Annotated in this window: 10 protein-coding genes; 5 read left to right on the forward strand and 5 right to left on the reverse strand. The window is 75.1% G+C overall.

The genetic code is table 11. From position 1 onward, the window contains the following. Window positions 1-66 precede the first annotated feature (66 nt). Entirely contained in the window at window positions 67-1,077 is a 1,011-nt protein-coding gene (locus AC1VWI_RS15375) for a Gfo/Idh/MocA family protein (protein ID WP_499511573.1), read from the forward strand. A gap of 5 nt (window positions 1,078-1,082) precedes the next feature. On the opposite strand, the gene AC1VWI_RS15380 is transcribed toward AC1VWI_RS15375, so the two are convergent. Together AC1VWI_RS15380 and AC1VWI_RS15385 are read right to left on the reverse strand one after the other, a co-directional pair. Further along, window positions 1,083-2,723, reverse strand: a complete 1,641-nt coding sequence (locus tag AC1VWI_RS15380; protein WP_499511574.1) for an alkaline phosphatase D family protein — start codon at window positions 2,721-2,723, stop codon at window positions 1,083-1,085. A 663-nt stretch (window positions 2,724-3,386) separates the two neighbouring features. Continuing rightward, window positions 3,387-3,701, reverse strand: a complete 315-nt coding sequence (locus AC1VWI_RS15385; RefSeq protein WP_499511575.1) for a 4a-hydroxytetrahydrobiopterin dehydratase — start codon at window positions 3,699-3,701, stop codon at window positions 3,387-3,389. A 34-nt stretch (window positions 3,702-3,735) separates the two neighbouring features. Between AC1VWI_RS15385 and AC1VWI_RS15390 the strand changes: the two genes are divergently transcribed. The 4 genes from AC1VWI_RS15390 (at window position 3,736) to AC1VWI_RS15405 (ending at window position 8,619) form a co-directional block, all read left to right on the forward strand. After that, on the forward strand, window positions 3,736-4,512 hold the full coding sequence (locus tag AC1VWI_RS15390) for an SDR family oxidoreductase (protein WP_499511576.1): 777 nt from the start codon (window positions 3,736-3,738) through the stop codon (window positions 4,510-4,512). Window positions 4,513-4,625: 113 nt separating this feature from the next. After that, window positions 4,626-5,276, forward strand: a complete 651-nt coding sequence (locus AC1VWI_RS15395) for a hypothetical protein (protein WP_499511577.1) — start codon at window positions 4,626-4,628, stop codon at window positions 5,274-5,276. Continuing rightward, window positions 5,273-7,390: a bifunctional polysaccharide deacetylase/glycosyltransferase family 2 protein gene (locus AC1VWI_RS15400; RefSeq protein ID WP_499511578.1), complete on the forward strand. Its 2,118-nt coding sequence runs from the start codon at window positions 5,273-5,275 to the stop codon at window positions 7,388-7,390. The genes AC1VWI_RS15395 and AC1VWI_RS15400 overlap by 4 nt, the downstream gene beginning before the upstream one ends. Before the next feature lie 29 nt (window positions 7,391-7,419). Continuing rightward, window positions 7,420-8,619 (forward strand): acyltransferase family protein, encoded by a 1,200-nt coding sequence (locus tag AC1VWI_RS15405; RefSeq protein ID WP_499511579.1) that lies wholly within the window; start codon window positions 7,420-7,422, stop codon window positions 8,617-8,619. 505 nt (window positions 8,620-9,124) lie between these two features. Here the strand turns inward: AC1VWI_RS15405 and AC1VWI_RS15410 are convergent. Genes AC1VWI_RS15410 through AC1VWI_RS15420 form a run of 3 tightly spaced genes read right to left on the reverse strand, consistent with a single transcriptional unit; the run spans window position 9,125 to window position 12,776 of the window. Further along, window positions 9,125-10,354: a patatin-like phospholipase family protein gene (locus AC1VWI_RS15410; protein ID WP_499511580.1), complete on the reverse strand. Its 1,230-nt coding sequence runs from the start codon at window positions 10,352-10,354 to the stop codon at window positions 9,125-9,127. Then, window positions 10,347-11,609, reverse strand: coding sequence for a hypothetical protein (locus AC1VWI_RS15415; protein WP_499511581.1), 1,263 nt, complete (start codon window positions 11,607-11,609; stop codon window positions 10,347-10,349). The genes AC1VWI_RS15410 and AC1VWI_RS15415 overlap by 8 nt, the downstream gene beginning before the upstream one ends. 6 nt (window positions 11,610-11,615) lie before the next feature. Next, window positions 11,616-12,776 (reverse strand): hypothetical protein, encoded by a 1,161-nt coding sequence (locus AC1VWI_RS15420; protein ID WP_499511582.1) that lies wholly within the window; start codon window positions 12,774-12,776, stop codon window positions 11,616-11,618. Window positions 12,777-12,779: the final 3 nt, after the last annotated feature.

Here is a 12,779-nt window from a genome sequence, read left to right on the forward strand (position 1 = left end):
GTGTGTGAATCGTTCTCTATGCTCTCAGCAATCACGAGGTGGTCGAGGCCAGGTGGGGGCAGATTCATGACGGAATCGGTCGGTTCCGGTAGGAAAGTGCGCTGGGGCATCCTGGCCACCGGCGGCATCGCGGCGTCCTTCGCCGAGGACCTGCGGGAGATGAAGGACGACGCGGAGATCGTCGCGGTCGGCTCGCGCAGCCTCGCCTCCGCGCGCGCCTTCGCGGACCGCTTCGGCATCCCGCGCGCGTACGGCAGCTGGACCGAACTCGCCGACGACGAGAGCGTCGACGTGGTGTACGTCGCCACCCCGCACTCGGCGCACCGCGTCGCGGCCGGGCTGTGCCTGCGGGCCGGACGGTCGGTGCTGTGCGAGAAGCCGTTCACCGTCAACGCGGTCGAGGCGCGCGAGCTGGCCGACCTCGCCAAGGCCCGCGGGCTCTTCCTGATGGAGGCGATGTGGACCTACTGCAACCCCGTGGTGCGGCGGCTGACCGAACTGGTCGCGGACGGGGCGGTCGGCGAGGTCCGCTGCGTGCACGCGGACTTCGGCCTCGCCGGTCCCTTCGAGCCCGGCCACCGGCTGCTCGACCCGGCCCTCGGCGGCGGCGCCCTGCTGGACCTGGGCGTCTACCCGGTGTCCTTCGCCCACCTGCTGCTCGGTGAGCCCGACGAGGTCCAGGCCTGGGCCCACCTGACCGAGCACGGCGTGGACGACAACACCGGCATGCTGCTCGGGTACGACAGCGGCGCCATGGCAGTGCTCAGCTGCTCCCTCACCGCCGGCACAGCCCAGACCGCGGTGGTCACCGGCTCCGCGGGACGGATCGAGGTTCCCCCCAGTTTCTTCCACCCGGACCGCTTCGTGCTGCACCGCGAGGGCCGCGAGCCGGAGGAGTTCGGCGCCCCGGACGACGGACTGCGCGGGCTGCAGTACGAGGCGGCCGAGGTCATGCGCTGCCTGCGCGCGGGCGAGCGCGAGTCCCCGCTCGTCCCGCTGGAGGGCAGCCTCGCCGTCATGCGGACGCTCGACACGGTCCGGGACCGCATCGGCGTCCGCTACCCCGGTGAGGACTGAGCCCGTCAGGTCTCCCGCAGACCGGGGTCCCCGGCCTCGGTCACGAAGGACGCCGCGGTGGTCAGGTCGGCACCCGGGGTCGTCACGGAGTCGACGGTCTTGAAGTCGGCCCGCGCCTCCTCGGCGTCCAGCCGGACGGTCACGTAGCCGCGGCGCCCGTCGTAGAACCGCAGGTGCGGGTTGGCGGCCAGGAGCGACGACCAGTTGGACGGCCGCGGGGAGCCGTCGCGGCCGCTGCTGATCGAGCTGGTGACCAGCTCCGTTCCGACGGTGCGCGAGGTGGGGTCGTCCCAGTCGGCCTTGATGTCCATCGCGTAGTGGACGTGCACGTCGCCGGTGAGCACCAGCAGGTTCTCGATGCCGGCGGCGCCCGCCCCGGCCAGCACGCGGTCCCGGGAGGCCGGGTAGCCGTCCCAGGCGTCCATGCTGAGCGGGGAGGCGGCGGCGTTCTTCCGCCGGGAGAACACCACCTGCTGCGGGATCACGTTCCAGACGGCGTGCGAGCGGGCGAAGCCGTCCAGCAGCCAGCGCTCCTGGGTCGTCCCGGTCATCGTGCGCGCCGGGTCCTGCGACTGCGGCCCGGGGTCGTGCCAGCGGCCCCGGTACGCCTGGTCGGTGCGGTACTGGCGGGTGTCGAGGATGTCGAACTGCGCGAGCCTTCCGTAGTGGAAGCGGCGGTAGAGCGTCATGTCCGGGCCCCGGGGGAACTGCGGGAGGCGCAGCGGCTGGTTCTCCCAGTAGGCCCGGTAGGCGGCGGCGCGGCGGACCAGGAACGCGTCGGCGGGGCCGCCGTGCTCGTCGCTGCCGCCCGCGTAGTTGTTCTCGGTCTCGTGGTCGTCCCAGGTCACGAACCAGGGGAAGGCGGCGTGCGCGGCCTGCAGGTCGGGGTCGGACTTGTAGAGGGCGTAGCGCAGGCGGTAGTCCTCCAGCGTCACCGTCTCCTTGGCGAACCACTCCGGCAGGGTGCGGTCGGTGAGGGCGCGGGCGCCGCCGGTGGCGCTGACGGCGTACTCGTAGAGGTAGTCGCCCAGGTGGAAGACGGCGTCGACGTCCTCGTTCGCGAGGTGACCGAACGCGGTGAAGTACCCGTCGTGGTACGCCTGGCAGCTCACCGCGGCCAGCCGCATCTCGTACGGGAGGGCACCCGGCGCGGGGGCGGTGCGGGTACGGCCCGGAGGGCTGATCCAGGGGCCCACGCGGAAGCGGTAGTAGTACACCCGGTCCGGCCGGAGGCCCTGGACGTCGACGTGCACGGTGTGGCCGAACTCCGGGTGCGCCAGGGCGGTACCGCGGCGGACGACCCGCGCGAACCGGTCGTCCCGCGCGATCTCCCACCGGACGGGCACGCGGGCCTCGGGCAGTCCGTCGCCCGGTGCCGGCTCGTACGGGCGCGGCGCGAGCCGGGTCCACAGCACCACGCCCGAAGGCGTGGGGTCTCCCGACGCGACACCCAGCGTGAACGGGTCCCCGGCCAGCGCCCCGGGCGGCGCCTCGGCCGCCTGCGCGGCACCGGCGACGGGCAGGTTCGTGCTGAACGCGAGGGCCGCGGCGGCCCCCGTGACGGTCAGGAAGCGGCGGCGGTCGAGCAGCGCCGCCGCGGCGCGCAGCGTGCGGTCATGGCGGCTGCGGGCCTGCGGGTGCGTCACGTGTCCCTCCCTGGCGGTGGGTTGCGTGGCCCGGGCCGCGCACACGGACTCCCGGAACCCCCCGTTCGGCCCACGGTGTCCCTGTCTCGTTGTTGACGCCGCGTCAGCTCCGCGACCCGGAACGGCCACCCTAACCGGGACATCCCGCCCCCGCGACGCGAAGCCCCCCGTCCGGGAAGCTCCCGGGCGGCAGAGGGTGTGCGGCCCGGGGCGCCCTTCCCCCGCCCCGGCAGCCCGCCGAGATCACCCCGACCGGGGACACCGCACGCACAGGTCGCACCCCCGCCAACGGGGTGACGGCCCGTCAAGACAAGCGACTGTCACGGACCGGGCGCACGCCCACCGATACGCCCCCCGTCACACCCGGACCCGAGCCCGCACACCGCCACCGCCCCACGCCGGGAAGGCGTGGGCGGGCGGGAAGAACACCACCCACCCGCCCGCACGCCGCGAAAGGCCCGCGCTCGGCTCGACCGGCCGTCGTAAGGGCGTCCACCAGGACACCACGAGAGCGCACACCCGCCGATACGCCCCCCGTCACACCCGGACCCGAGCCCGCGCACCCCCACCGCCCCACCCCGCGCCGGGAAGGCGTGGGCGGGCGGGAAGAACACCGCCCACCGGCCCGCGGGCCGCGAGGCACCCGCCCGCGCGGGCCTGCCGCTACGCGGCCCCGTGGGCCGGGGCGATGGCCTCGATGCGTTGGGCCAGACCGAAGTCCCGCTCCGTGAGCCGGCCGCCCGCCGCGTGCGTGGTGACGGAGACGGCGACCGTCTGGTAACCCAGCGTCAGGTCGCTGTGGTGGTTCAGCTCGTCCTGGATCTGCGCGATGTGCATCACGAAGACCGCCGCCGGGATGTGCGGCAGCCGGTACGTGCGCAGCAGGCTCGCGCCGTCCTCGGAGAGGGACCAGCCGGGCAGCTCGGCGAGGCGGTCCTCGATCTCCTTGTGCGACAGGGGTTCGGCGTAGGGTGACATGGTTTCATCGTGGCACCGCATACCCTGCGGAGCCATGACTGAGATCGCGGGAAATGGAACGGGCACCGCGCGCCGGGTCGCGGTGGTCACCGGGGCCGGGTCGGGCATCGGGCGGGCGGTGGCACGCGAACTGGCGGCCTCGGGCTGGGCCGTGGCCCTGGCCGGCCGGCGGGAGGAGGCGCTGCGCCGGACCGCCGACGGGCTGCCGGACGCGGCGGTGGCGGTCATCCCGACGGACGTCACCCGCCCGGAGGCGGTGGACGCGCTGTTCGCCGCCGTGGGCGCCCGCTTCGGCCGGGTCGACCTGCTGTTCAACAACGCGGGCACGGGGGCGCCCGCCGTGCCGGTGGACGAGTTGACGTACGAGCAGTGGCGTGCCGTCGTCGACGTCAACCTCACCGGCGCGTTCCTGTGCGCGCAGGCCGCCTTCCGGACGATGCGCGCGCAGCGGCCGCAGGGCGGCCGGATCATCAACAACGGGTCGATCTCCGCGCACGCGCCGCGGCCGCTGAGCGTGGCGTACACGGCGACCAAGCACGCCGTCACCGGGCTGACGAAGTCCCTGTCGCTGGACGGCCGTCCGTACCGGGTCGCCTGCGGCCAGATCGACATCGGCAACGCGGCCACGGAGATGACGGAGCGGATGGCGGCCGGGACCCTGCAGGCGGACGGGCGGCTGATGACCGAGCCCCGGATGGACGTCGCCGACGTGGCCCGCACCGTCGCGCACATGGCCGCGCTGCCGCTGGAGTCGAACGTGCAGTTCGCGACGGTGATGGCGACGACGATGCCGTACATCGGCCGCGGCTGACGCCGCAGCGGGGGCCACAGCCACCCGCGGCCGAATTCGACCACTTCACCCACGGAAATGGTCAAGTCCGAAATACGTCCCATAGGACTGCTTGCGTCGCGTTACGTTGCGGCATGCTCTCCAAGCACCACCGCGACGTATGGTCAGAAACGCCCGCAGACGATGTCGGGTCCGAGGCCGGGCCCCCCGAGCCGGAGACCGAGCTGATAGCGCTGCCCGGCCCCGTGTTCGTCGATTCCAGCGGGAGACGGGCCCGCGCAGTACGCAGGGCCGGCTGGCTGGTCGGCGCGGCATGCTCCGTCTACACGGCGGCGCTGGCACTCAGCCTCTCCGGCGCGACGCCGATCGCGCCGAAGACGCTGCTGCCGCTGCCGGGGGTGCCGAGCACAGCGCCGGACGACGCGGGCTCCTCGGGGACGGGAGAACTCGACGTACCGGCCGACCAGGCCGCAGCACCCCCGGTGACGGCGGGCTTCCTCCGGGCGGGGGCGGCGGCCGCGCCGTCCCCGTCCGGGACGGCCGGCTCCCCGTCCTCCCCCAGCCCCAGCGCCTCCCCGACCAAGCGCCCGGCCAAGGGCGGCGCCCCCGCCACCCCGCGGGCGACCGCGGGCAGCCCGACCGCCGGAGCGACCCCGACCACCGGAGCGACGGCGACCGAACCGGCGGCGTCCGGCTCCCCGTCGGGTCAGCCCAGCGGTTCCGCCTCCCCCGCCCCGGGCGCCTCCGACGGCCCCGTCGACCAGCAGCCGCAGGGCGGCCAGTGACCGCCCTGCGCCCCCGCCTCGTCATACCCCTGCTCGCCCTCGTGGTGCTCGTCTGCGTCCTGCTGCTCGGCGGCTACGTACGCGGCGACTTCGAGGCCGACCACCGGGTGCACCCGCCGGTCTCGGCGGACAAGGTGCCGGAGGCGGTGCTGGAGGGCGGCCCGGTCGTCGACACCACCGGTGACAGGCCCCGCTCGTACCGCACCCCGGACCGCACCATCGCCCTCACCTTCGACGACGGCCCCGACCCGGTCTGGACGCCGGAGGTGCTGGACGTGCTCGAGCGGCAACACGTGCGCGCCACCTTCTTCGTCACCGGCGGCATGGCCGCCCGGCATCCCGCGTTGATCCGGCGGATGGTCGCCGAGGGCCACGAGATCGGCGTGCACACCTTCTCCCACCCCGACCTGGTGTACCAGTCGCCGGGGCGGATCGACCGGGAGCTGTCCCAGACCCAGCTGGCGCTCGCGGGGGCCGCCGGCATCCACGCCTCCCTCTTCCGCCCGCCGTACTCCTCGACCGCCGACGCGCTGGACGACCTGTCCTGGCCGGTGGTCCAGCGGGTCGGCAAGCAGGGCTACGTGGCCGCCTTCATCGACCGCGACGCCGAGGACTGGCGACGGCCCGGCGTACAGGCGATCGTCGACGCCTCCGTGCCGGCGAAGCCGGGCGAGGGCGCGATCGTGCTCATGCACGACGCCGGCGGCGACCGCTCGCAGACCGTGGCGGCGCTGGACCGGCTGATCCCGCTGCTCAAGGAGCGCGGCTACCGCTTCGCCACGGTGGGCGAGGCGGTCGGCGCCACGTCCACCAACGACAAGGTCACCGGCTCGGAGCTGTGGAAGGGACGGGTCTTCGTCGCCGCGGTGGAGGTCTCCGAGGCCGCGGTGCCGGCCCTCGCCGTCCTCCTCGCCGGGGTGGGCCTGCTGGTGCTGGCCCGGTTCGCCGCGATGCTGGTGCTGGCGCGCCGGCACGCGCGGCAGCGCCGGGCGCCCGGCTTCCGCTGGGGGCCGGCGGTCACCGAACCGGTGAGCGTCATCGTCCCCGCGTACAACGAGAAGGAGTGCATCACCCACACGGTGAACTCCCTCGCCACGAGCGACCATCCCGTGGAGATCGTGGTCGTGGACGACGGCTCGACCGACGGCACCGCCGACATCGTCGAGGCCCTGGACCTGCCGGGCGTCACCCTCGTGCGGCAGCCCAACAGCGGCAAGCCCGCGGCGCTCAACAACGGTGTGGCGCACGCCCGGCACGACCTGATCGTGATGATGGACGGCGACACGGTCTTCGAGCCGGCCACCGTCCGCGAACTGGTGCAGCCCTTCGGCGACCCGCGGGTCGGCGCGGTCGCGGGCAACGCCAAGGTCGGCAACCGCACCCGGATGATCGGGCGCTGGCAGCACATCGAGTACGTGATGGGCTTCAACCTCGACCGGCGCATGTACGACCTGCTCCGCTGCATGCCCACCATCCCCGGCGCGTGCGGCGCCTTCCGGCGGGACGCGCTGCGCGACGTCGGCGGCATGAGCGACGAGACCCTCGCCGAGGACACGGACGTCACGATGGCGCTGCACCGGGCCGGCTGGCACGTGGTGTACGCCGAGCGCGCCCGCGCCTGGACCGAGGCGCCGTCCTCGGTGCGGCAGTTGTGGAAGCAGCGCTACCGCTGGAGCTACGGCACCATGCAGGCGATGTGGAAGCACCGCGGCGCCGTGCTGGACCGGGGGCACTCCGGCCGCTTCGGCCGGGTCGGGCTGCCGCTCGTCGTCCTCTTCCAGGTGCTCGCCCCGCTGCTGGCCCCGCTCATCGACGTGTTCGCGATCTACGGGCTGGTCTTCATGGACCCGTTTCGCACCGCGCTCGCGTGGGCGGGCGTGCTCGCTGTGCAGGCCGCGTGCGCGGCGTACGCCTTCCGGCTGGACGGCGAACCGCTGCGGGACCTGTGGCCGCTGCCCCTCCAGCAGGTGCTGTACCGGCAGTTGATGTACCTCGTGCTGCTGCAGTCCTGCGTGACGGCCGTCAACGGCGGCCGGCTGGGCTGGCACAAACTGCGGCGCACCGGCGAGGTCGGCGCGCCGACCGTCGGCAGCGGCACCGCCGACCGCGTCTGAACACCCGTACCCTCCCGAGGAGTTGTCCCATGTCCGAAGCACGTGAGGCGGGAGCCCCGGCGGCCCCGCCCCGGCCCGCGGACGGCGCCGGGACGCGCATACCGGGGCCGCGCAGCTCCGCCCCCGCCGCCCCCGCCCCGTCCACCGGGGGCGGGGGCGGCGGCCGGGACCGCTACCTCGACCTGCTGCGCGCCCTCGCCCTGGTACGGGTGGTCGTCTACCACACCTTCGGCTGGGCCTGGCTGACCCTGCTCCTCCCGTCCATCGGCATCATGTTCGCCCTGGCCGGGTCGCTGGCCGCGCACTCGCTGCAGCGGCCCGCGCTGTCCGTGGTGCGCGGCCGGCTGCGGCGGCTGCTGGTGCCCTTCTGGCTGTTCGCCGCCGCCGTGACCGTCCTGATGCTGCTCCACGGGTGGCGGCCGCACTCCTGGCACCGGATGCTGCTGTGGATCCTGCCGCTGGCGGACCCGCCCGGCACCGCCTGGGCCGAGCAGATCATCGCCCCGCTCTGGTACATCCGCACCTACCTGTGGCTCGTCCTGCTCTCCCCGTGGCTGCTCAAGGCCTTCCGGGCCGCGCCGCGCTCCTGCCTGGCCGCCTGCGGCGCACTGGTCGTCCTCGCCCAGTACGACCGGCTGCCGCTCGCCGAACCGGCCCTCACACCGGTGGTCGACCTCGTCACCTTCGCCGCCTGCTGGCTGCTCGGATTCGCGCACCGCGACGGCCTGCTGGACGCCCTGCGGGCCCGCACGGTGGTCGCCTCGGCCGCCCTCTGCCTCGCCGCGGGCGGCTGGTTCGCGTACACCCACCCCACCGACGAGGGCATCGACCTCGGTGAGATCCCGCTGGCCCAGGCGCTGTGGTCGGCCGGTTTCGTCCTCCTGCTGCTGCGCTTCCGCCCGCGCCGGATGGGCCGCGTGCCCGTCGCCGACGGAGCCGTCAGACTACTCAACGCCCGTGCCGTCACCGTCTACCTGTGGCACGAGGTCGCGCTCTTCGCCAGCGTCCCGCTGATCGACCTGATGTGGGACGTGCCCTTCTTCGAGGCCCATCTCCCGCTCGACGCGACCTGGTTCCAGTTCCTCGTCGTCTGGCCGCTCATCGGCGCCGCCGTCCTGCTGGTCGGCTGGACCGAGGACGTCGCCTCACGACGCCGGCCGCGCCTGTGGCCGACGGGCGGGCGCAAGCGCGGCCGGCGGGCCCGCGGCCGCGTCGCGAAGGCCCGCTGAGTCACCGCGGCGCCCGGTCCCGGCGGCCCATCAGCAGGACCCCGCCCGCCGTACCGCCGAGCAGCCGGACGAGCAGCATCGACATTCGTCCGGCCGAGCACGAACAGGACCGGGAAGGCGACGAGCACCCCCGTGAGGACGACCGCCGCCGCCCGACGGACGGTGCCGACCTCCGCCCATTCGAGGCGGAGCACGCCGGAGCCGGCGCCGCCGGGTCCCGGACCAGCGCGAGCGGACCTGTCACCAGGACCACCGGCCCGGCCAGGGCGAACACTCCGGCCACGAAGCGGACGAACCCGATGCCGACGGCCGGTGGCCGGCCCCCGCCGAAGGGCGCGGACCGCGAGGGCATCGTGTGGAAGCGACGCGCCGCACCCCGGGGGTCCGTCACGAGAACCCAGCCGAAGCCGGTCGCGCCCGAGCCCCCAGACCGCCGAGAAGAAGGCGCCGCCGCTTCCGCCGCCCGCCAGGTGGGCTCCCCCTGCCACGCCACTGCCGCGCCGCCTCACGGACCGCCGCGGAGCCGGCGGCCCTTGTCGATGACGCGCTGGACCGCGTCGGCCATGAACTCCTCGGCCGCGCGCACCTCGTGCGCCGCGCCGAGCAGGCCGGCGGTCCTGGCGAGCGTTCGCTCGGTGTCCTCGTAGCCGCGGGAGCGCAGCCGCTCGAAGGCGGCGGGCGAGAAGTCCAGCAGTCCGCTGGGGGTGCCCAGGGTGCCCTCGGGGGTGAGCGGGCGGGACGGGCGGACGCGCAGCAGGGTCAGCCCGGGGTGCTCGATCTGCCGCACGGTCTCGCCCGGGGCGAGCTGGACGACGATGACGATGTCGCAGTGGTCGAGGTCGGCCAGGGCGCGGATGGGCGTGTTGTCCCGGCCGAGCATGCCGTCGCGGTAGTACTCCCCCGCGACCTGGCGCGGGGCGAACAGGAACGGCAGCGCGGCGCTGCCCAGCACCGCCTCCTTGATCTCCGCGTGCTCCAGGCCGTTGAGGTGGAGGATCCGCGAGCGGCTGCCGAGGAGTCCGGCCAGCCATTCGGCGGCCATCTGGCCGGCCCGCAGGTGCGGCAGCGGGTGCGGGGCCAGGACGGGGTACGCCGCGACCCGCATGGTGACGGCCGCTGGGCGCCGCAGCGCGGCGGCGTCGACGGCGCGGTCGGCGAGCCGCTCCAGGTCGCCGTGCGCGCCGAGGAGACGGACGACCCGGGGCGCGAGGTTGCCGAACCTCTGCAGCAGGGACTCGGAGACGGCCCCGTCCGCGACGGCCCGGGTGCCGAACGGGGCGTCGCCCATGCGGGAGGTGAAGTCGCGCCACAGCTCCGCCAGGCGCGCCGCCCCCTCCCGCAGGTTCGGCGCGCCTGCCAGCGCGACCCCGTTGAGGGCCCCGATGCTGGTCCCGGCGATGGCGGTGATCCGCGCGCCGTGGTGGGCCAGGCACTCGACCGCGCCCACCTGGTAGGCGCCCTTGGCGGCGCCTCCCGCCAGTACCAGCCCGAACCGGTGCGAGGCCGTCCCCTGTGCGGTCTCCCACCGGTCCGGGGCCGGTACCGCCCCCGTGCCCGGGCCTGCCGCCGCGCCGTACTCCGGCAGCGGCCCGGAAGCGATGCCCGCGGCACGCCGCCGCAGGTCCCCGAAGCGGTCCGGCACGGGACCGCCCCCGTCGTGGGGCCCGATGCCCGGACCGGGTCCGGCGGGCCCCACGCCCCCCACCCCCCGGACCTCCCCCTGGTGCTCATGCATCGGGCCCTCCCCCTTCCCCCGTCCCCCGTCGCTTCTCGGTCTCGGTGCGCAGCGCGGCGCGCGCCTGGCGGGCGGCGTCGGCCTGCTCGTGGATGACGCCCCGGACGAACTCCTCGTGGGTCACCGCGGGTACGTGGCCGCAGTCGCGGCGGGCGTCCTCGACGGCCACGCGGGCCGGGTCGTCCGGACGGCGCGCGGGCGGCATGGTGGACAGGTCCAGCGCGCGGGCGACGGCGTAGCCGATCGGGCGGTGCGGCGGCCGCAGCCGCGCGGACAGGCCGATGCCCGCGACCTCCGCGACCATCCGCCGCTCGTCGGGGTCCGGCATGTCGGCGAGGATCCGTTCCAGCAGGGACCGCACCGGCCTGCGGTGCGGCACGGGGAGCGGATCGGCCGCCGGGGTACGGCCGCCGGACGCCGGACGCGGACCCCGCGGACGGCCTCCGGCCTCCTCGACCGCGCGGTAGGACGGTGCCGGGGGCGTCCCCGGCACGGGCTCCGCCACCGGCCTGGCCGGCCAGTAGGCCTCCGCCGCCGCGGCCGCGCGCGGGTCGGCGAGAACGTCGTCGGCCAGGCGCTCCCGCCATCCCTCGTCGCCCGTGACGAACTCGTGCAGCCCCTGCCGTCCGGTCGCGCACTCCCGGGCCAGCAGCAGCACCTGGCACGGCCAGGGCAGTCCGGCGTACGCGCCCTGGTGGCGCCAGCGCCGTACCGCCGTGTCGCCGTCGGCCCAGGCCGACTGCCACAGCTCGGTGGCGAGCACCCGCCGGTCCAGTTCCAGCAGGGCGCGGGCGTGGGTGTCCAGGATCCGCTCGTGACCGTCGAGGCGTTCGTCGATCTCGGCGAACCGGCGGTCCACGGCGTCGATGAACTCGGCCAGGACGGCCGCGAGTTCGCGGATCTCCCGGAACGCCTGGCGGTTCGCCTCGCGCAGTTCCAGCACGCTGTCCTGGAGCTGCTCGACCTCCATGGCGAGCAGCCCCACCGTGAGGTCGGTGAACGCGAGGTGCCGGGCGGTCTCCTGGGCCCAGGCCACCATACGGCGCTGGGTGAGGGCGAGCGCGGCCTGGGACTCCAGGGCGCGCTGCCGGTCCTTGCGGTTCCAGCCCAGGATGACCCGGCTGAAGAAGCCGTGCTCCACCCGCGCGGCGGTCAGGTTCTCCGCCGTCTCCAGGCCGTCCACGATCTCGGCCAGCGCCCGGTTGCCCGCGATCGGGATGCGCCTGCGCAGTTCCCGCAGGTCGACGTCGCGCACGGCGGGTCAGTCCTTCCCGCCGCGCAGGGCGAACACCGTGGGTTCCAGGACGCGCAGTCCCGCCGCGCGGTAGGCGGGGCACACCACGAACGCCACCGGGCGCCCCGGCTCGCAGGTGGGCCACAGGATGTGCCGGTCGGGGTCGGCGACGGTGCCGGCGGGCAGGTCGAAGACGAACTCGGTGGGGTGGCCGCTGGCGGCCATCGCCTGCAGCAGGTCGGCGGCCTCCTGGCCGACCCGGTCCAGCAGCCTGCGGCCGCGCCGGTCCGGCTCGATCCGGCCGCCGTCGGTGACGATCCGGTTCAGCTCCGCCAGGTCCGGCTCGCCGGTGCCGGTGCCGAAGAGCGCGCCGCACATCTGCCGTACCAGTTCGGCCTCCCGCAGCACCACGTCGTCGCCGCCGTCGGTGGCGGTGCGCGGGCCGATCACCTCGGGGAGGCGCTGGGTGAACAGCGCCTTGAGGCGGTCGGCGAACGCGTAGTGGCTCAGGGCCCGTTCGTCGGTCAGGTCGGTGCGCTCGCTGACCTGGCCGGCCCGCATGAGGTCCAGCACCTCGTCGTGCTCCGCGAGCCTGCGGCCCGCGGCCTCCGCCGCCGCCTCGGTCGCGCCCAGGCGCGCGGAGAGCGCGTCGTGCAGGCGTGACAGCCCGTCGATCCGGCTCAGTCCCGCCTCGGCGCGCACGGCCAGCTCCTCCAGTGCGGCCTCGGCGCGCTCGGCCCGGCCGGGGAGCCCTGTCAGGGCGCCGATGCGCGCCCCGAGCCGGGCCTCGCGGCGTGCGGCGTCCTGCTCCAGCGCGGTCAGCCGGCCCTCCAGCTTGTCCAGTTCGGCGATCCGGTCCAGCGCCGCGGACAGCCGCTCCCACTCGGCGCGTGGCACGGTCACCGCCGCGGGGGCCCTGCCGGGTGCAGCCCCGGAGCCTGCCCCGGACCCCGTCGCCGTCGTCGCCCGCGTCCGTGGCGGCGTGCGCCGCTCCGCCTCAGGCCGCGGCGCCCACGGCTCGCGCTCCACCGTGCCGTCACCGCCACCGCCACCGTCGCGGTCGTCACCGCCGCCGTCGCCGTCGCGGTCGCGGTCGCCTGCGGGTGCCGCCTCCGCCTTCCGGAACCAACCGAACATGGTCTCCCCCTCGTCCTCGGCGCGTTCTTCCCTGTGGTCCGCACCGCTCATCTG

The sequence above is a fragment of the Streptomyces sp. TOM-9 genome, from assembly GCF_056858595.1.

Bases quoted from the DNA above. Each gene is read 5' to 3' on its own strand.
- AC1VWI_RS15375 (WP_499511573.1), top strand. From the start codon at position 67: ATGACGGAATCGGTCGGTTCCGGTAGGAAAGTGCGCTGGGGCATCCTG.
- AC1VWI_RS15385 (WP_499511575.1), bottom strand. From the start codon at position 3,701: ATGTCACCCTACGCCGAACCCCTGTCGCACAAGGAGATCGAGGACCGC.
- AC1VWI_RS15390 (WP_499511576.1), top strand. From the start codon at position 3,736: ATGACTGAGATCGCGGGAAATGGAACGGGCACCGCGCGCCGGGTCGCG.
- AC1VWI_RS15395 (WP_499511577.1), top strand. From the start codon at position 4,626: ATGCTCTCCAAGCACCACCGCGACGTATGGTCAGAAACGCCCGCAGAC.
- AC1VWI_RS15405 (WP_499511579.1), top strand. From the start codon at position 7,420: ATGTCCGAAGCACGTGAGGCGGGAGCCCCGGCGGCCCCGCCCCGGCCC.
- AC1VWI_RS15410 (WP_499511580.1), bottom strand. From the start codon at position 10,354: ATGCATGAGCACCAGGGGGAGGTCCGGGGGGTGGGGGGCGTGGGGCCC.
- AC1VWI_RS15420 (WP_499511582.1), bottom strand. From the start codon at position 12,776: ATGAGCGGTGCGGACCACAGGGAAGAACGCGCCGAGGACGAGGGGGAG.